The 18456-nt window shown below is 68.2% G+C and carries 13 protein-coding genes and 1 pseudogene; 7 read left to right on the top strand and 7 right to left on the bottom strand.

Translation table 11 applies throughout. The features are described 5' to 3' along the window. Nucleotides 1–97 precede the first annotated feature (97 nt). A complete protein-coding gene (locus AWC27_RS23135; protein WP_085672610.1) occupies nt 98–1267 on the bottom strand; it encodes an FAD-binding domain in 1170 nt (389 codons plus the stop codon). A 97-nt stretch (nt 1268–1364) separates the two neighbouring features. On the opposite strand from AWC27_RS23135, the pseudogene AWC27_RS23130 reads away from it, so the two are divergent. Further along, nucleotides 1365–2654, top strand: a pseudogene (locus tag AWC27_RS23130) (TIGR03086 family metal-binding protein). A 13-nt stretch (nt 2655–2667) separates the two neighbouring features. On the opposite strand, the gene AWC27_RS23125 reads toward AWC27_RS23130, so the two are convergent. Next, nucleotides 2668–3021, bottom strand: coding sequence for a SpoIIAA family protein (locus tag AWC27_RS23125; RefSeq protein WP_245847446.1), 354 nt, complete (start codon nt 3019–3021; stop codon nt 2668–2670). A gap of 16 nt (nt 3022–3037) precedes the next feature. Continuing rightward, entirely contained in the window at nt 3038–3397 is a 360-nt protein-coding gene (locus tag AWC27_RS23120; protein ID WP_085672608.1) for a hypothetical protein, read from the bottom strand. Nucleotides 3398–3503: 106 nt separating this feature from the next. On the opposite strand from AWC27_RS23120, the gene AWC27_RS23115 reads away from it, so the two are divergent. Beyond that, on the top strand, nt 3504–3917 hold the full coding sequence (locus tag AWC27_RS23115; protein WP_085672607.1) for a MerR family transcriptional regulator: 414 nt from the start codon (nt 3504–3506) through the stop codon (nt 3915–3917). A 36-nt stretch (nt 3918–3953) separates the two neighbouring features. Here the strand turns inward: AWC27_RS23115 and AWC27_RS23110 are convergent, their stop codons facing one another. Then, complete coding sequence (locus tag AWC27_RS23110) at nt 3954–4256, bottom strand: hypothetical protein (RefSeq protein ID WP_139837166.1); 303 nt, start codon at nt 4254–4256, stop codon at nt 3954–3956. 373 nt (nt 4257–4629) lie between these two features. Continuing rightward, complete coding sequence (locus AWC27_RS23105; protein WP_169726847.1) at nt 4630–5823, bottom strand: PPE family protein; 1194 nt, start codon at nt 5821–5823, stop codon at nt 4630–4632. Between the two features lie 500 nt (nt 5824–6323). On the opposite strand from AWC27_RS23105, the gene AWC27_RS23100 reads away from it, so the two are divergent. The 4 genes from AWC27_RS23100 to AWC27_RS23085 all read left to right on the top strand — a co-directional run bounded on the left by AWC27_RS23100 (nt 6324) and on the right by AWC27_RS23085 (nt 12206). After that, nucleotides 6324–9287 carry a PE domain-containing protein gene (locus AWC27_RS23100; protein ID WP_085672616.1) on the top strand — a complete coding sequence of 988 codons (2964 nt, stop codon included), beginning with the start codon at nt 6324–6326 and terminating at the stop codon, nt 9285–9287. A gap of 81 nt (nt 9288–9368) precedes the next feature. Next, complete coding sequence (locus AWC27_RS23095) at nt 9369–10175, top strand: PPOX class F420-dependent oxidoreductase (protein WP_085672615.1); 807 nt, start codon at nt 9369–9371, stop codon at nt 10173–10175. Between the two features lie 187 nt (nt 10176–10362). Beyond that, the gene (locus tag AWC27_RS23090) at nt 10363–10719 is read left to right on the top strand and encodes a hypothetical protein (RefSeq protein ID WP_085672604.1); all 357 of its coding nucleotides are present in this window, start codon (nt 10363–10365) and stop codon (nt 10717–10719) included. Nucleotides 10720–10877: 158 nt separating this feature from the next. Beyond that, nucleotides 10878–12206, top strand: a complete 1329-nt coding sequence (locus AWC27_RS23085) for a PE family protein (RefSeq protein WP_139837165.1) — start codon at nt 10878–10880, stop codon at nt 12204–12206. A 10-nt stretch (nt 12207–12216) separates the two neighbouring features. On the opposite strand, the gene AWC27_RS23080 is transcribed toward AWC27_RS23085, so the two are convergent. Continuing rightward, nucleotides 12217–14787, bottom strand: coding sequence for a PE family protein (locus AWC27_RS23080; RefSeq protein ID WP_085672602.1), 2571 nt, complete (start codon nt 14785–14787; stop codon nt 12217–12219). Between the two features lie 112 nt (nt 14788–14899). Next, nucleotides 14900–17668, bottom strand: coding sequence for a PE family protein (locus AWC27_RS23075; protein ID WP_085672601.1), 2769 nt, complete (start codon nt 17666–17668; stop codon nt 14900–14902). Between the two features lie 245 nt (nt 17669–17913). Here AWC27_RS23075 and AWC27_RS23070 point away from each other — a divergent pair, with 245 nt between their 5' ends. Then, nucleotides 17914–18249 carry a DUF732 domain-containing protein gene (locus AWC27_RS23070; protein WP_085672600.1) on the top strand — a complete coding sequence of 112 codons (336 nt, stop codon included), beginning with the start codon at nt 17914–17916 and terminating at the stop codon, nt 18247–18249. The last annotated feature ends 207 nt before the right edge of the window (nt 18250–18456 follow it).

Genomic DNA, 18456 nt, shown 5'->3' with positions numbered 1-18456 from the left:
AAACGTGACATTCGATTCGGCAACCAGCCGGCGGGAAGGCACCCTACCCGATCACCGATGGGCCGTCAGCGATGCACACGCCGGCCTTCCCTGTGACTCAAGGCAATTCGTAATCCGGCAGTTCGAAGTCATCGCGTATGCCCCTGCTGAGCAGGCTCGCCAGTGGCCTGAAATTCATCGTGCGCATCGCCACATTGCGCAACCACAGACCGAATCGGGTCCGGGTGGCGAAGAACGAGATGAACCGCACCGCACCGGCTTGCTTGGCCTCGACGAAGGGGCGCAGGCGAGCCTCGTACGCATCGAAGGCGCCACGGTAGTCGGCGCCGGCGCGCATGAGTTCGCCGGCGAGCACGTAAGCCTCGGTGATCGCAAGGCCGGTACCCTCGCCGCCGAGCAGCGAGATGCAACCCGCCGCGTCGCCGATCAGCAGCACCCGGCCGCGCGACCAGCGGTCCATGTGGATCTGACTGACGACATCGAAATACAGGTCGTCGACGTCGTCGAGCGCGGCCAGAACGTCCCGGGATTCCCAGCCGGCGGCGCCGAACTGGTTGCGCAACTGGTCTTTTGGTGCCACGCCGGCACTATCGTGCTCCGCGCGGAAGATGAACAAGAACATGGTGCGGTTGCCGCGCAACGCGAAGCGGCCCAGTTGCCTGCCGGGCGTGTTGTAGGTGACGTAGCTCAACTCGTCGCGCGGCTTGTATCCATCGACCACGCAGGCCGCGACCTTGCAGCCGAGGTAACGCTCGAAGTCTTGCTCCGGCCCGAAGACCAGACGGCGCACGTTGGAGTGCAAGCCGTCGGCGCCGATAACCAGGTCGAAATCGCGCGGGGCGGTTTTCTCGAACGTCAGCCGGACACCGTCGGCGCGTTGCTCAATGGCAGTGATGCTGTCACCGAAGATCGTTTCGACCTTGCCTTCGATGGTCGAATAGATTGCTGCGGCCAGGTCGCCCCGGGGCAGGCTGGTGAAATCGCCGCCGAAGGTGGGGCGCAAAACGTCGACGTCTACGTCGGCCTTGACTTTGCCGTCGGCGCCGACGGCGCGCAGCCGTTCAATTTGGTAGCCGGCGTTGCGGATCTGGTCGGCCAGGCCCATGCGTTTGGCCACTTGATAGCCGACGCCCCAGAAGTCGATCACATAGCCGCCGGTGCGGAAGTGCGGGGCCTGCTCGATGACCGTCGGCGTGTGGCCCGCTCGATGGAGCCAGTGGGCGAGCGCCGTTCCCGCCACACCGGCACCGCTGATAGCTACTTGCACACTGCAATTGTGCCCTTCGGCAGGACTCGCGAAACTCGCACCCCGAGCCCATTGTTTAATACGTTAGCGATCACTAACGTATTGGCGTGTGCTCGACTTGCTGGAAGTGGCGGCAGAGCCAACCCGGCGTCGGCTGCTGCAGCTTCTGGCTTCAGGCGAGCGCACCGTCACCCAGCTCGCGTCGCAGTTTTCCGTTACCCGTTCGGCGATCTCCCAGCACCTTGCAATTCTCGCCGAGGTTGGTCTGGTGACCGCCCGCAAACAGGGCCGCGAACGGTACTACCGCCTTGACGAGCCTGGGATGCGACGCCTGCGCGCTCTCATCGCGGCGTTTTGGACCGATGAGCTGGACCGCTTGGTCGTCGATGCCACCCGCTATGCACCGTCATAAGGAGAGTCCGTCATGCCATTCGAAAAAGCAGTCGTCGTGCCCTTAGATCCGGCTGGCACGTTCGCGTTGATCACCGAGCCCGATAGGCTACGGCGCTGGATGGCCATCGCAGCACGTGTGGAGCTACGTGCCGGTGGTACCTATCGATGGACCGTGACCCCGGGACACACCGCAGGGGGCACCGTCGTGGAGCTCGAGCCCGGTAGGCGGGTGGTCCTCTCCTGGGGATGGGAGGAACACGGTGACCCAGCGCCAGGAGGGTCGACGGTCACCGTCACACTGACCCCGGTCGACGCCGGCACCGAGGTGCGGCTGGTCCACGACGGGCTGACCGAGGAGCAGGCCGCCCGTCACGCCGAAGGCTGGAATCACTTCCTCGACCGGCTGGTCGCCGCCGGCCGAAACGGTGACGCCGGTCCTGACGAATGGGCGGCAACGCCCGGCACGCTGAACGAATTATCTTGTGCGGAAGCAACATTGGCGGTACTCCAACACGTGCTGCGCGGGCTTGACACCGCTGACTTACCCAAGCAGACGCCATGCAAGGAATACGACGTTTCGCAGCTTGCCGATCACCTGATGCGTTCTATCACGATCCTCGGTAGCGCCGCAGACGCGCAACTTCCTCTCCGAGATCCGGATGCGCCGCTAGAAACTCAGGTGGCTGAGGCGGCGCAGGCCGCGTTGGAAGCGTGGCGGGGAAGAGGTTTGGACGGCACGGTCGAGCTGAATGCGCAGCAGGTGCCCGCGGCCGTGCCGGTCGGGATCCTCTGTCTCGAGTTTCTTGTTCACGCTTGGGATTTCGCGATCGCGACCGGCCGTGAAGTGGTGGTCTCCGAGGCAGTCTCGGAGTTCGTGCTGGCCGTTGCCGGCAAGGTCATCACTGCTGCAGCCCGCAATTACGCGGGTTTCGCGGAGCCGACGGCCATCGGATCCTTCGCCCCGGTCCTCGATCGACTGATCGCCTTCACCGGGCGTCAGCCTGCGCAGCACTAGCCGCGCGCGCATTTCACGCGCGCACCCACTGCCAAGCAACCGCCAGTCGATCGCGGTCGTACGTCCGCAGTTTGCCGCTCACCACGCATGCAGCGGCGAGGTTGACGCACCATCGCTCCCATCGTGGCGCGCCGACAATCGCGATTTTGGCGAAATATCGACGGTGCTTGAAATCGAACACCGTGTTGGCCCAGGCCGCACCCATGCTCCAACCACAAAAGGGCTCGTCCATCAGAAACAGCACTTTCAGTGTGCAGAAACGGTCGAGCAGCATTTTCACCTGAGGCGCCAGCACGTCGCGGTAGTCGGCCGTGCTCAGCTTTCCGGTAGCCCGCAATGCGAGTACATCTCGGTCGCTCTCGCGCATGACTTCGAGCATCTTGCTAATGCCTTTCGAGTGCCGCGCTACGTGGGCCGTGGTGATGGTCGGTTGCGCTACCGGACGCGAACAAGGCGTCTGCAACCGTACCCAGTTCGGCGGGCGCTTCGATTATCACGACGAATCCGTCTTGGGCTTCTTCGGTGGCGAAGCGAAGGAAGGGGCAGCAGGTTTGCTCACGGAGTATCAACGCCCGAGCCTGCTCGGCCGCCGCGGGGTCATATCCGAGTCGAATCCGGCGGCCGTCGCGGTGGTAGCTGCGTAGCCAGCTCGTGTTGAGGTCTTCGATCCAGGCGATCCGACTCTCGTAGTCCGCCGCTCCGAGACTGCAGCCAGCTAGCGGGTATTCACGATTTGTGCTCATCTGCTACTTCTTCCGCTTCGGTTCTTGTCGGCAAACGCTGCCGATATTGACCAGCATCGGCCTTGAAGTCGCTTGAGGGTCAAGCGGCTGAGCGAGACAATCGGATATGACTCTCAGAATCGGCGAGCTCGCCTCTGCGACGAGGACTTCGGCTCCCGCGATCCGGTACTACGAAGCGATCGGCCTTCTTCCCAGCCCGCGGCGGGTAAGCGGTCAGCGTCATTACCGCGACGATGACGTGCGACGGCTGACGTTCATTCGTCGCTGCCGTGATTTCGGCTTCTCGGTCGAGCAGGTTCGCACCCTCGTCGCGCTGGCCCAAGATCGCGACCGTTCCTGCCTCGAGGCTCGTGAGCTGGCAGAAACCCATCTCCAAGCCGTCCGCGCGAAAATTATTGAGCTGCAAGCACTTGAAAACAGCATCGCCAAGCTGATGGAGGTCGCAGAACCGGACTGCGCCGGCGGCCCCGGCCTGGAATGCGTTGTGCTCGAGCGACTTTCCCAGCCTGCCACTAGGTAGCCGGATCGCCGCCACGGCGCTGTTTCACTTAGACGTTCACTTAGGCCCGGGGGATTTGGATTGCGACGAGTTGTCGATGACGTCTTTCAGATAGCGCAGCTCCGTCCCGGTGTGCTCGCGGTCCTTCTCGACACCGTTGAGCAGTCGCGTGAACGCCAAACTGGCGATGCGGCCCACCAAATGGCGCGGGAATGTCGCCCACACCCGCGCACTGACGCGGGTCGTTGCGCTGCCTGACGGCTCGACGCTCCAGGTGACGCCCTCGTCCACCCGAACCGGGATGCCGAGCCAGCGATACCGCGCGTCTGCTTCCCAAGTGACTGATTCGCCTGGCGCCACCGCCGTGATCGTGCCCGTTGCGACCCCGGGTATTCCGCCGATCTTTTCTCATATTCGCAACTGTGCGCCGACTTCCGTCGGCGGTAAGGAATCCAGGTGTTCCAGCCCTTCGTGTTCGCTATTGGAAGCCAACCACCATCGGTCAATATCGCTCAGCAACTCCCACACGTATGCCGATGGACTCGCTACCAGCACCGATTCAGTGAATTCGAACAACTTCGCCACGTTTGGTTTTCGGTCCCTAAGTACGGCTTAGCGACCGAGTACCCAGTCACCGGCACCGAATATGCGCATCACCGATGACGTAGCTCTGGCGGGGCTGCCCCAGCGCGATTGAAACCCTTGCTGAGCTTCAGCAGGGCCTCGTCGGCAGCTAGCCGGCGATGTGCAGTGGACCGATTCCGATCAGGTGATCACCAGTAAGCCCAATGCCGATGTTGTAGTTCCCGGTGTTGAACAGACCCTGGTTGAAGTCGCCGTGGTTGCCCACGCCCAACGAGCGCAAGAAGTCGATCGGCAGACCCACATTGTTGCTGCCGACGTTGCCGATGCCGATGTTTGCCAGGCCGTTGTTGAAGAAGCCCCAGTTACCGGTGCCGACGTTGCCGTAGCCGTAATTGGGCAAGTCATGTATGTGCAGCGGGCCGATACCGATCAGGTGATCCCCGGTGAGCCCCATGCCGGTGTTGTAGTTGCCGGTGTTGAACAGGCCCTGGTTGAAGTCGCCGTGGTTGCCCACACCCAAAAAGGTCAAGTAGCTCAGGGCCAGACCCTCGTTGTTGTTGCCGACATTGCCGATGCCGACGTTGTTCAGGCCGGAATTGAACAGCCCGAAGCCGCCGAACTTGGTGAGGTTGTCCGGGTCGACGTCGAAGAGCGGGCTGATGTTGCCGATGCCGAGATTGGCGCTGCCGATGTTGCCGATACCGATGTTGTACAGGCCGTTATTGAAGAACCCGATGTTCCCGTTACCGACGTTGCCGTAGCCGTAGTTGACGGCCGCCGCAGCCTGCGCGGCCGCGGCTTGCGCGGTCGTGCCGAAGTTGGGTACCAACGCGCTCGCCGTCGAGGTCAACTGCGCGGCCGCTGCCGCCGCCCCGCAGTGGTAGCCGACCATCGCGGCGACGTCTTGCGCCCACATCTCCTCGTAGATGCCTTCGGTGGCAGCAATCGCCGGAGCGTTCAACCCGAACAGATTCGACATGACCAGCGACACCAACTCGGAACGATTGGCCGCTACCAATGCTGGGTGCACCGTGGCCGCAAGCGCCGACTCAAACACTCCCGCCACCGCATCGGCCTGTGCAGCCGCCCCGGACGCGTGGGCCGCCGCGGTACTCAACCAATTCGCATAGGGCACCGCCGCAGCTGTCATCGCCTGGGATGCCGCCCCCTGCCATGCATTGCCGGTCAACCCTGAGGTCACCGATAAAAACGCCTCCGCAGCCGAGTCCAGCTCAGCGGCCAATCCCGCCCAGCCGGCCGCGGCCAAGTACATCGGCCCGGAACCGGCACCAGAGCGCATCAGCTCGGAAATGACCTCCGGGGGTGATACCAAGAATTTCATCGCTGCCCCTTTCTCGGAATGCATCCTGAGGCGGACTCACGCGCATCCGAAGACACCGGAATCGAGCTGGCCCGGCGCCTGACCCCCAGGCGTTGTGCTAGTTGGGTAAAACGTTGCCGGGCAGCGCATGTGAGAACGTTGCTGTTTTGTTGAACGGGCCTGTCAGGGGACCCGCCAAACCATGAGCCGCGATCGCTGAATCAATCAGCCGGTAAGACCGGCAAGACCGGCACCGCCCCCGCACCCATCTCGGGAACAGCGGGCGGTGGCGGGTCCGGAGGCAGCGGCGGTCTCGGTGGACCGGCTTAGGCGGGTTAGCCACTGACGTTTTACCGCCCAACGAGGTCGCAGCACCCACCCCGTGAAGACAACGTGCACACCACCGTGCGGACACATTGACTCAACTCGCCGTAAAACTCTCGTTTTCCCTCATGTGGCCTGGGACACAATTACGCTCTTGTTTCTCGTGATGCCGAAGTGAGCCGAAAAGGGAGATGGCCATGTCGTTTTTAATCGCCGAGCCGGACGTGGTGGCGGCGGCGGCCGGGAGTTTGGCCAACGTTCGGTCGGCGTTGAGCGACGCCGCAGCCGCAGCAGCCACGCCCACGACTGGGCTGGTGGCGGCGGCCGGCGACGAGGTGTCGGCGGCTATCTCACAACTGTTCGGCGCGTATGGCCAGCAGTTCCAAGCGCTCAATGCCGAGGCGAACGCATTTCACGCGGAGTTCGTACGCCTACTCAATGGCGGCGCGGTGGCCTACGCGGCCGCCGAGGCTGCCAGCGCATCGCCGATGCAAGCTGTCCTCGACGCGGTGAATGCGCCTACCCAGTCGCTGCTTGGCCGTCCGCTGATCGGCAACGGCGCCGACGGAGCCGCCGGGACCGGGTCGAATCCCGGCGGCAACGGCCAGCCTGGCGGCATTTTGTACGGCAATGGCGGCGCGGGTGGCCAGGGCGGGCCCAGCGGCGGCGCCGGCGGTAGCGGCGGATCCGCCGGACTGATCGGCAACGGCGGGGCCGGCGGCGCCGGCGGCACCGGCGCGGCCGGCGGAGCCGGTGGTGGCGGCGGCTTCCTCTACGGCAATGGCGGAGCCGGTGGCAATGGAAACGGTGCCGGGGCCGGCGGGGCCGGCGGCAATGCCGTGTTCTTCGGCAACGGCGGGAGCGGGGGCAGCGGGCCTACCGGCGGTACTGCCGGACACGCCGGGCTGGTTGTCGGCAATGGCGGCAGCGCGGGTGCCGGGTCTGGCCTGGCCGGCGCCGATGCCGGGCTGTTCGGCAACGGAGGCGCCGGTGGTTCCGGCACCACTATGGCGGGCGGCGCAGGCGGGAATGCCTTCTTCGGCAACGGCGGTGCCGGTGGTGATGGGGGCGTGGCCGGGTTTACGGATATCCTGACGAGCACGTCCGGCGGGTCGGGCGGAAATACCTTGGTCGGCAACGGTGGTGCCGGTGGTGTCGGCGGCGTCAACTTCATCGGCATGGGTTCTGCCGGCGGCACCGGTGGCAGTGTTGGACTGTGGGGCGTCGGCGGCGCCGGCGGGGCCGGCCATGCCGGCACGACGGTTGCCGCCGTCGGCATGGACGCCGGCAGCGGTGGCCGCGGCGGCAACGGCGGTCTGCTGTACGGCGGCGGCGGTGCCGGCGGGGCCGGCGGCACAGGTGGGGATACCTCTCTTCTCGCGACCAGCGCCGGTGCCGGCGCTAACGGAGGTGCCGGCGGCAATGCCAGCTTGATCGGTAACGGTGGTGCCGGCGGGGCCGGCGGTGCCGGCGGTGCCGCCGGTACCCTCGCCAACGCCGGCGGTGCCGGCGGGGCCGGCGGGGCGGGCGGGGCCTCAGGGCTCTGGTACGGCGACGGCGGATCCGGCGGGGCCGGCGGAAACGGGGGCTCTGCGGCGGGCGCAGGTAACGCCGGTATTGGCGGTGCCGGCGGCAACGGCGCCAACGCGTCCTTCATTGGCCACGGTGGCGCCGGCGGGGCCGGCGGTAACGGTGGAGCCAGCACCCTTTCCTTGCTCGCCGGTAACGCCGGTACGGGCGGTGCCGGCGGACACGGCGGTGCCGGCGGTGCGCTGTACGGCGACGGAGGGATCGGTGGGGCCGGTGGCGTCGGCGGCAAGAGCGCTGACTTGCCCGCCGGTACCGGCGGCGCCGGCGGAAACGGCGGCAGCGCCCAATTCATCGGTAACGGTGGCACCGGTGGGGCCGGGGGCACCGGTGGGGCATCAACCGTGACGTTCACCGGCGACGCCGGCGCCGGCGGTGCTGCCGGAAACGGCGGCAACGCCGGAGTGTTCTACGGCAACGGCGGGGCCGGTGGAGCCGGTGGAGCCGGCGGGGCCACCAGCGCCTCCCTTAGCGGCAAGGGCGGGGCTGGTGCCAACGGCGGTACCGGCGGCAATGCCACCATCTTCGGAAACGGCGGCGCCGGCGGCGCCGGCGGGGCCGGCGGCACCGGTCCCACGCCTGGGGCCAATGGAATCGGCGGCAATGGTGGCACCGGCGGGGTGTTCGGTAAAGGCGGCACGGTCGGCCCACCTGGCGCGGCCGCGGTGGGCTTCCCCAGCCTGGCTGACAGCATTTCCGCTGCCGGGCCGTATCAGGACCTGATCACCAACACCATCACCAATTTGCAGACCATCGGCAGTGGCGTGCTTGCCAACCCGGCGCCATTCCTGGAGCAGTTCCTGGCCAACCAGTTCGGCTACGGCCAGCTGACCCTGACGGCCCTCACCAGCGCCACTAGGGACTTCGCCATCGGACTGGCGGGCATACCGCCGAGCCTGCAATCGGCCCTCCAAGCCCTCGCTGCGGGCAACGTCAGCGGCGCGGTGAGTGACGTGTTGGGCGCGGTGGTGAAGGTCTTCGTCAGCGGTCTCAACGCGAGCGACTTGTCGAACATCTTGCTGGTCGGACCGGTGGGAGACTTGTTCCCCATCCTGAGTATCCCCGGACTCACGTCGCAGAACTTGACCAATGTGATCACGACGCTCACGAGCACAAACCTCGCCTTCACGATCACGCTCGACCCTGTGGGCGGGGCGATGAATATCGGGCTGCCGCTGGCGTTGACCCTTGACGCGCTGGGTTCGCCGGTCACCACGGCGATGGCGTTTGCGGATAGCACCACGACCTTCATCCATGACCTGCAGGCCGGAAACCTGGTGGGCGCAGCGACGGCCCTAATCGACGCACCGGCCAACATCGTCAACGGCTTCCTCAATGGTGAGGGCACGATCCCGCTGGCACTACCGACGTCGACGACGGGGGGAATTCCGGTGACTGTAGACATTCCAGTCGGAGGCATCCTGTCGCCGCTGCGGCCCTTGACGGCGACGATTGATGCGAAGCCACCGATCGGGACGCATACCCTGACGCTCGGCGGTACGCCTGCCGGTGGCATAGTTCCCGCGCTACTGAGCTACGCGCCCGAACAGCTCGCGAAGGCAATCGGCGCTTAGGTCCTAATCGGCCGTCACACCTTTGCACGCAGTCTCGTCTGACACATAAAGACGAGAAGCTGAATGCAAAGGACGGCCATCATGAATCCCATTGGACCCGCGGGGCGCCGGTACCTGATCACGGTCACGGCACTGATCGGACTGCTGACCATCGGCATCGGGGTTTGGTGCCTGATCGATCCCGGCTCCTTCGCGCAATTCGTCGGATTCGGCGAGCACGAGCACTTCCTGCATGACGTCGGCGCCTTTCAGGTCGGTCTGGGTGCAACGCTGCTGCTCGCGCTGATCTGGTCGGATGCCTTAGCCACGTCCATCGCCGGATTCCTGCTGGCCAACACGATCCACACCGTCAACCATGTGGTGGACCGGCACCTTGGCGGTTCGCCCGCCCAAGCCTGGTTGCTGGGAGCGGCCTCGGCCGCACTTGTTTTCGCTTTGGTACTGCGACTGCGTCAGCTCGGCTATGTACTGGGCAACGTCTCCTGCGCCAGCGATCCTGCATTGGCCCGCTTCGTCCATCAGAAAACCATCAGGCTCACCACATTTCGTAAGGATGGTTCACCAGGGACGAGTCCGGTCAGCATCGCGGTGGACGGTGATCGCGCGTATTTCCGTAGTTTCGAGCGGGCCGTCAAGGTACGCCGGGTTCGACGGAATCCACATGTCGAATTCGGCCCGGCGACGATGTCGGGAAACGCGACCGGCGACATGCAGCCGGGTCGGGTGCGGTTGCTTGACGGCGCCGAATCCCAGCAGGCGGCGCGCCTCCTTCGGCGCAAGTACCCGTTGCTGCACGGCGTGTTCGTCCCGGCCGCACACCGGCTTGGCAGGTCAAAGTACGGCCGCACCGTGCATTTCGAGTTGGTGCCGTCCATGAGTTGCCTATGAACGCCGCGCACGTCCGATTCCGCACACAAATTTGCTGATACCTTTGACTGCGGGCGCCCAAAGCCGGAAAACACGGGCTAAGGGCGGAATAATGAAGATCAGATGCATCATTGCGGCGACGGCTGTATTTGCTGGCGCGGGACTATACGCGACCGGACCGGCGGCAAAGGCGGAAGTTCCAGCAGCAATGGACGGTGTCTACACCTACGCGGACGAAGACGGCGTCACAGCAACCTGGCTCATCCGGACGGCCTGTACGCCGGGCTGCGTCGCTCATGTGACGACCGGGCCGGGCCGGGGCTTTGATGCCCCTCTAGTCGATGGCCGTTACACCGTTACCCGGACCGTTCCCGAGGGGGCGGTATGTCCCTCATACACCGTCGGCGACAACGGTTCCTGGTTCGAGGGCGGTGCACATCCAGTCACCGTCACTCAATGGTGGGACCCGCTGACACTCGCCGGCGAGGTGGACTTCTTGGAGAGCCCGGCGCCCTGCGGTCTCGGTGACTGGCATGACCATTTCACTCTGACGAGGGCCGGCTGACGACAAGCGCGGTTTTGGTCGCGCAATTTCGCAATTTGTGTGGATTGTCCGATAACCGAAAATTAGCGGTAAAACCATTCCCTAATCTGCATGTTTCAATCGGTCACTTTAGTCCATTTCCTGTTGGGCGCAAGTTCAATAGCCCCGAGGAGATGGCCATGTCATTTGTCGTCACGACGCCGGAATGGATGCAGTCCGCGGCACAAGAATTAACGGCCATTCGCTCGGCGCTGATCGACGCCGCGACTTCTGCTGCGGCGCCTACCGTCTCGGTGGCGCCGGCCGGCGCCGACGAGGTGTCGGGCGCTCTTGCGGCGATGTTCGGAAACCTAGGCCAGGAATATCAAGCCGTCAGCGCGCAGGCGCAGGCGTTCCATGCGGAGTTCGTCAAAGTGCTGGACGCAAGTGCGCAGGTGTACCTGGGCACCGAGACGGCCAATTCGGTGTCGGCTCCCAGCGCTGCGAGCGGGGCCACCAGTTTGGCGCTCAGCAATCTTGTCGGCGGCGGGCTGCCCGCGCCGGGGCTGCCCAGCCTCCCCGGACTAACGGGTCTGACCAGCTTGTTGGGGCTGCCCGCGCTACCGAGCTTGCCCGGGCTACCGAGCCTGCTGGGATTACCGGGTCTGGGCGCATTGCCCGGTCTAACCGTAACCGGTTCTGGCGGTAATACTTTTGCCGCTATCGCCGGGCCGTATCAAACGCTTTTCTCGAATACCGTCGCCAACCTTCAAAACCTCGGCAATGCCTGGCTTGCGAATCCGGCACCCTTCTTGCACCAATTCATCAACAATCAGATCGGCTACGGACAAATAATCAGTGAGTCCTTCGGAAAGGCCGCTCAAGACTTGGGCACCGGGATGGCGGGTATGCCCGCCGCTCTCCAGGACCTCGGGCCGATCACCACCATTCCCGGCAGAATCGCGCAAAACGCGCTGAACGTGCTCAGGACGCTGACGGACGTCTCGTTCAACATCGCGGTGGACACCAACCCGCTGAACCTCGGCCCCGCCATCTTAGGTCTGCCGATGGCACTGGCCATCGACGCGATAGGTTCCCCCGCCACCACGATGAGCGCACTGGGTTCCAGCGTGGCGGCCTTCATGAGCGCGGCCCAAAGCGCAGACGTGGTGGGCGCTGCGGTCGCGGTAATCACCGCTCCCGCCGTAGTCGCGAACGGCTTCCTCAACGGTCAGGTGTCGTTCGGAGTTCCGCTGCCCTCGGTGAGCCTGCTCGGCGTGCCACTCGCCGTCCCGGTCACGGCGGGCATCCCGCTGGGCGGAATCCTCACGCCGCTGTCGGTGGTAACCGCATACGTCGGGCCCGTTACCAGCCCAGCGGTCATTCCGCAGACGGCAGTTCCACTCGGCGGCACGCCGACCGGCGGCATCATCCCGGGCTTGCTGATCTACCTGCCCCAGCAGCTGGCGCAGGCAATCGGCGCACCCGCGCCTGAGGCGCTACCGGTATCGGTGTCAATAGGCTTGTAGCGCTTGGGGTTTAGCGCGGCTTGCCAGGTAAGCCGGCGGCGCCCCAGAACTGTCCGCCGGCGCCGCCGTCCTCGCCGACGCCGGGGGTCCCGGTGCTACCGCCCAGCCCGCCGTTGCCACCGTTGCCGCCGGTGCCGATCTGGCCGGTGCCGCCGCCGACGCCGCCACGCCCACCGGTGCCGCTATCCGTAGGGGGGAAGGATGCGGCTTGGCCGCCTTCGCCCCCCCCACCGCCGTTGCCCCACACCCCGCCGCCTCGACCGCCATTTCCACCGTCGCCACCGGCGGTGAGGACGCCCAATCCGCCGCCCCCGCCGGCCCCGCCGAAACCGAACTGGCCCGCGTTACCGCCGGCTCCGCCGTGGCCGCCGACGAACCCTTCGCCGCCGAACCCGCCGAATCCGCCGGTGCCGAGGAATCCACCGTTGCCACCGGCGCCGCCCTGCCCGCCGGCATTGGTAAGGACTGGCGCAATACCACCATCGCCGCCGTTGCCGCCGCTGCCGCCGTTGCCGAACCACGTACCCGCATTGCCGCCGTGGCCGCCGGCGCCGCCGGGTGCACCCTGCTGGCCGCCGTTTCCGCCGGCCCCGCCGGAGCCGCCGAGCCAACCCGCATTGCCTCCGGCTCCGCCCGCACCTTCGACGGAACCTACCGCGCCGTTGCCGCCGTTGCCCCCGCCCGCGCCAACCAGGCCGCCGAGCGCACCTCCGGTACCGCCCGCGCCGCCCGTGCCACCGGCCATCCCGCTGACTTTGCTGACTCCACCGGCGCCGCCGTCGCCCCCGGCGCCCAGCAACCCGCCGTTCCCGCCGGCTCCGCCCGCGCCGCCGTTGCCGCTGCCGCCCAGCGCATATCCACCAGCCCCACCGATCCCGCCGTTGCCGGACAGCAGCCCGCCGGTACCGCCGGCGCCGCCCGCCCCGGCAGTGCCGACGGCTGTCACGAAGCCGCCCGCGCCGCCGGCGCCGCCGGTGCCGAACAGCCCGGCGGCTCCGCCGGCACCGCCGTGCTGGCCAATGCCGCCGGACCCCCCGGCGCCGCCGTCGCCGAATAGGAAGCCGCCGGCTCCACCGGCTGCACCGGTTCCGATGCCACCGTTTGCCCCGTTACCGATAAGCGGACGTCCGAACAATGCCTCGGCGGGACCGTTGACCGCGTTGAAGACGCCTGCAAGCGGCCCGCCGGAACCGTTGGCCGCGGTGTGGCCGAAGACCGGGCCGAAGCCGCCATTGCCACCGTTGCCGCCGGTGCCGAGGAACACGGCATTGCCGCCGACACCGCCGGCCCCGCCGGTTGTGGTGCTGTTTCCGCCGGCGCCGCCCGCGCCGCCATTGCCGATCAGCTGGCCGGCCCTGCCTCCGGCTCCGCCGGCGCCACCGTCACTGTGATAACCGAATCCACCTGCGCCACCAGCGCCGCCGTTGGACAACAGCGCACCCGCGTTGCCGCCGGCCCCGCCCGCGCCTCCGGTACCGCCGAACGAGCCTGATGTGGATCCGCCGGCCCCGCCGATGCCGCCGCTGGAGAACAGCGCACCCGCGTTACCACCGGTCCCGCCGGCACCCCCGGTCGCGTCGAGCGAGTCTCCGCCCGCTCCGCCGGCCCCGCCGGAGCCGAACAGCCAGCCCGCGTTGCCGCCCGCTCCACCGCCGCCACCGTGTTCCTGGACACCGAATCCGCCGGTCCCGCCGGCGCCGCCGGAGCCGCCGAGCAGACCCCCGACACCGCCGGCGCCACCAGTCCCGCCGATGCCCTCGGCGCTGAAGCCGCCCGTCCCGCCGTGGCCGCCGCCCACACCCACTAGGCCGCTTAGGTTTCCGGCAGCGCCGCCGGCTCCGCCGGTACCGCCGGCGAGAACCTGGCTCGCGCCGCCGGACCCCCCAAGCCCGCCGCCGCCGAACAGCCCGCCCACTCCACCCGCCCCGCCGGCGCCGCCGACTCCGGCAGTGCCGATGCTTGAGCCGCCGAACGCTGCCCCGCCGAGTCCGCCTGTTCCGCCGGTACCGAACAACTGTCCGCCGGCACCGCCGTTGCCGCCCATCCCGCCGTTGCCGTTGAAGGTGCTACCGCCCGCGCCGCCGGCGCCGCCGGTGCCGAACAATCCCGCGGCCCCGCCGTTACCGCCACGCATGCCCGGAGCGCCTGACCCGCCGGCCCCGCCGTTGCCGAACAGCAGGCCGCCGTCGCCGCCGTTCAATCCCGAGCCGGGGGCGGCGTTGGCGCCGTTGCCGATCAGCGGTCGCCCGTAGCGGGCCACGGTCTGAGCGTTGAGCGTGTTCAGCAGATTCTGCGACGCGCTGGCGATGTCGGTGGTCAGATAGGCTGCGGCACTGGCACTCATGGCCCGCACGAATTGGTCGTGGAACGCCGACACCTGGGTGCTGATCGACTGGAATTCCTGGCCGTAGCCGGAGAACACCGACGCGATTGCCGCGGAAACCTCGTCAGTGCCAGCCCATTCCACCTGGATCGTCGAGGCCGCCGCGGCCGCCCTGGCGCCGCTGATCGCAGACCCGATATTGGACAAATCTTGCGCTGCTGCCGCCAGGGATTCCGGCACTGCGGTCACGAACGACATGACTACCCCTCACACTTCGGCGAACCCGGGTTCTCCATTTGGTCCCCGACTGTCCCGGACAGGTCGTGAGTAAAGGCTGTAGAGAAATGGAATGCGCCGCGTACGGCGCTAGTCAGCCGTTGCCGGATCCGCCGGCTCCGCCGGCGCCACCGGGTGCCCCGTAGGAGCTGTTGGGCCCCGAGCCCGGCCCGCCGGCCAACCCGGTACCGCCGGGACCGCCTATGCCGGAACCGCCGGTCCCGCCATCGCCGCCGCCACCGCCGGAACCGCCGAAGCTGAAACCGCCGTCGCCGCCGACGCCGCCACCGCCGCCGGCGCCGCCGTCGCCGCCGGACCCGGTGTTGCTCGATCCGCCCATGCCGCCCATACCGCCGGTCCCGCCGTCGCCGCCGGCACCGAAGTTGTTGGTGGGGCTGCCGACGGTGCCACCGGTGCCTCCCGTCCCGCCGACGCCCCCGGTGCCGCCGACGGTGATGCCGCTGCCCCCGGCACCTCCTGCGCCGCCGTCACCGGCCCGGCCGCCGGTCCCGTAATCACCGTCGACCGGACCGCCGGTGCCGCCTATGCCACCGGTTCCGCCGGCACCGCCGGCACCGCCGATGTAGCCGCTGCCGCCGGTGCCGCCTATGCCTCCCCCGCCGCCGGCGCCGGCCACGGTCCGAGGCGTGCTGTCGTCACCGCCCTGGCCGCCCTGGCCGCCGATTCCGCCATCGCCGCCGGCGCCCTGGTTGCCGGACGAAGCCTGACCGCCCGATCCGCCGCCACCGCCATGGCCGCCACCACCGCCGGATCCCGGACCAGCGCTGGCCCCGGCGTCAGCGCCGGTGCCGCCCATCCCGCCGGTCCCGCCGGTCCCGCCTTGCCCACCGTTGCCGCTAGTGACACCACCGGCGCCACCGGTTCCACCGACTCCGCCGCCCCCGCCGGTAGTCCCCGCCGCGCCGGAATCTCCGGCGAAACCGGCCCCGCCGGTCCCTCCCATTCCACCCGTGCCGCCGTCGCCCGCCTGGCCGCCGTTGCCCCCGACGCCGCCTGCGCCACCACCGCCGCCGGTAAAGAAGCCGCCGCCCGAGGCGCCGCCGGTACCGCCGGCACCGCCGGTTCCGCCGGTGCCACCAGAGGCGTTGGTCGCGCCGCCGGCACCGCCGGTACCACCATTTCCGGGAGCGTTGCTGGAGTCGCCGGACGCACCGGCGCCGCCGGCACCACCGGTGCCGCCGTGTTGACCGACGCCCCCGGCACCGCCGGTGCCGCCGTTGCCGGCAGGTCCGGCGGGCAGACCGCCAGCAACTCCGCCGCTGCCGCCGGCGCCGCCGGTACCGCCATTGCCTTCGGCGCCGCCGGCCCCGCCGACGCCACCGGTGCCGCCGTGGCCGGCCGCCACACCTTGGAAGCCCGCTCCACCGGTACCGCCGGCGCCCCCGGTGCCGCCATCGCCGTACTGCCCGCCGACGCCGCCCGCACCGCCGGTGCCACCGGCGCCACCGACCTGAGTGAACCCGGCGCGGCCACCGGTGCCGCCGGCGCCGCCGGTGCCGCCGTTGCCCACCAGTCCGCCGTTGCCGCCGGTCCCGCCATTGGCGCCGGCGAGGCTCAAGCCATTGGCGGCAGCGCCGTCACCACCAAGGCCGCCGTTGCCGCCGCTGACGGCGGCGCTTCCGGTTGCGCCGTTGGCGCCGTACAGGCCGCCGCCGCCGCTGCCGCCGGCCCCGCCCAGGCCACCGCTGCCGGGGTCGCCGCCGTTTCCGCCGGTCCCGCCGACACCGTTATTGATCGTCGATATGCCCAGGGCGCCGGTCCCGCCGTCGCCCCCAAGGCCAGCGGCACCGCCGGTTCCGCCGGCGCCGCCGACGCCGTGTCCGCCCACCTGGCCCCCGAACAGGCCGTGGCCGCCGCCCACGCCACCGTCGCCGCCATTGCCACCGCCGCCGCCATTTCCGCCATTACCGCCGCCACCAGCGGCGACGGTCGGCGAGGTGCCAGCCACACCAACAGCTCCGGCGCCACCATGTCCGCCGGCACCGCCGCCACCACCAGCGCCGCCCTCGCCGCCGTTGCCGTACACCAGGCCGCCGGCCCCGCCGGCCCCGCCGGCTCCGCCGGTGCTTCCGTGTCCGCCGTCACTGCCTGTTGGCCCGCTACCGGTAAACGATCCGACAGCACCGTTTGCGCCGCTAGCACCGGCTCCGCCCGTCCCGCCGGCGCCGCCGGTGCCGAGCAATCCGGCGTGACCGCCGTTGCCGCCAAGCCCGCCGGTGCCGCTGGTGGCGACGCCACCAGCCCCACCGGCACCGCCATTGCCCCACAACCAGCCGCCGGTGCCGCCGGCACCGCCGGCCGAGCCACCGGCCCCACCTGCGCCACCGGCACCGCCGTTGCCGATCAACCCGGCAGCGCCACCGGCGCCGCCGGCCACCCCGGCAGCCGTCGCGGAATACCCGTTGCCGCCGTTGCCGTACAGCAGTCCGCCCTCCCCGCCGGCCGGGTTTACTGCCGTGCCGTCGGCGCCATTGCCGATCAGCGGCCTGCCCAACAATGCCTGAGTGGGCGCATTGATCACTCCGAGCACGCCCTGTTCGAGCATCTGTAGCGGCGACGCGTTAGCCGCCTCGGCCGCTGCATAAGATCCGCCGGCGGCGCTCAGTGCCTGCACGAACTGGTCGTGAAACGTTGTCGCCTGCGAACTCAGGGCCTGAAATTCCTGAGCATGAGCAGAAAACAGTTGCGCGATCGCCGCGGATACCTCGTCGCCGGCTGCCGCGGCCACCTCAATCGTTGACGCCGCGGCCGCAGCCCGGGCGCCGGTGATCGCCGACCCGATATTCGCCAAATCCTGCACTGCTGCTGTGAAGGATTGCGGCACAGCTGTCACGAACGACATGGGCATCTCACGCTCCCGACCCGGTCTCAGTTGATGCCTCGACTGTGTCGCGGGCGTACTGAATAAAGACTGAACAGAAATGGAATGCGCCGCGTGCGCCCCGTTATGGCGCCAGAAAGGGCCCCGAAAGGCCGTGTCTCGATTTCGCCAAGGATTTATAGAGAATCCGTCAAGGCACCCGGCTGAGTCTTTTGTTAACGCAATCCAGCGTCCACCACCAGTTCATAGCAGCACCGGAGATACCAATGTTCACTCGCCGTTTCACCGCCAACATCGCCCGCACCACCCTGACCGCAGCCGCCCTCGGCCTGGCAGCGCTGGGCTTCGCCGGCACCGCCGGAGCAAGCTCAGCCGACGACGCCTTCCTGGCCCAGCTGCAGACGGACGGGATCACCCCGCCGAGCGCCGCTCGCGCTATCAGCGAGGCGCACACCGTCTGCAAGAGCCTCGACCAGGGGCAGTCGAGCACCGAGGTCATCAACGGAGTCGCTAAGCGCACCGGCCTGAGCGCCAAGGGCGCCAAGACCTTCGCCATCGACGCCGCCGAGGCCTACTGCCCGCAGTACGTCACCTCTGCGTAAGCGGGTAAGAGAGCCAAACCGAGGAATGCGGGGACCCCACCAGGGTCCCCGCATTCGTCGTCGCGCCGGAAAGCCCAGAGCTGACGTCGCTCGCAATACTGACTGGGCACCGCAACGCCAGATCTGAAGGGTCTCCGCGCCGGCTAACGCCATCGGCGGCACCGGCGGCGCGGGCGGCCCAGTCGCACCCGGCAGCGACGGTCACGC

Origin of the sequence: Mycobacterium szulgai, assembly GCF_002116635.1 — a bacterium.
Classification (GTDB): Bacteria; Actinomycetota; Actinomycetes; order Mycobacteriales; family Mycobacteriaceae; genus Mycobacterium; species Mycobacterium szulgai.
Note: the sequence above shows the minus strand (reverse complement) of the source record. Positions and strands in the feature narration are given on the sequence as shown.

What these genes read in the sequence shown, in the direction of transcription:
- AWC27_RS23125 (WP_245847446.1), bottom strand. Translation starts at nt 3,021, where the DNA reads ATGCGCGAGAGCGACCGAGATGTACTCGCATTGCGGGCTACCGGAAAG.
- AWC27_RS23120 (WP_085672608.1), bottom strand. Translation starts at nt 3,397, where the DNA reads ATGAGCACAAATCGTGAATACCCGCTAGCTGGCTGCAGTCTCGGAGCG.
- AWC27_RS23115 (WP_085672607.1), top strand. Translation starts at nt 3,504, where the DNA reads ATGACTCTCAGAATCGGCGAGCTCGCCTCTGCGACGAGGACTTCGGCT.
- AWC27_RS23105 (WP_169726847.1), bottom strand. Translation starts at nt 5,823, where the DNA reads ATGAAATTCTTGGTATCACCCCCGGAGGTCATTTCCGAGCTGATGCGC.
- AWC27_RS23100 (WP_085672616.1), top strand. Translation starts at nt 6,324, where the DNA reads ATGTCGTTTTTAATCGCCGAGCCGGACGTGGTGGCGGCGGCGGCCGGG.
- AWC27_RS23095 (WP_085672615.1), top strand. Translation starts at nt 9,369, where the DNA reads ATGAATCCCATTGGACCCGCGGGGCGCCGGTACCTGATCACGGTCACG.
- AWC27_RS23090 (WP_085672604.1), top strand. Translation starts at nt 10,363, where the DNA reads ATGGACGGTGTCTACACCTACGCGGACGAAGACGGCGTCACAGCAACC.
- AWC27_RS23085 (WP_139837165.1), top strand. Translation starts at nt 10,878, where the DNA reads ATGTCATTTGTCGTCACGACGCCGGAATGGATGCAGTCCGCGGCACAA.
- AWC27_RS23080 (WP_085672602.1), bottom strand. Translation starts at nt 14,787, where the DNA reads ATGTCGTTCGTGACCGCAGTGCCGGAATCCCTGGCGGCAGCAGCGCAA.
- AWC27_RS23075 (WP_085672601.1), bottom strand. Translation starts at nt 17,668, where the DNA reads ATGTCGTTCGTGACAGCTGTGCCGCAATCCTTCACAGCAGCAGTGCAG.
- AWC27_RS23070 (WP_085672600.1), top strand. Translation starts at nt 17,914, where the DNA reads ATGTTCACTCGCCGTTTCACCGCCAACATCGCCCGCACCACCCTGACC.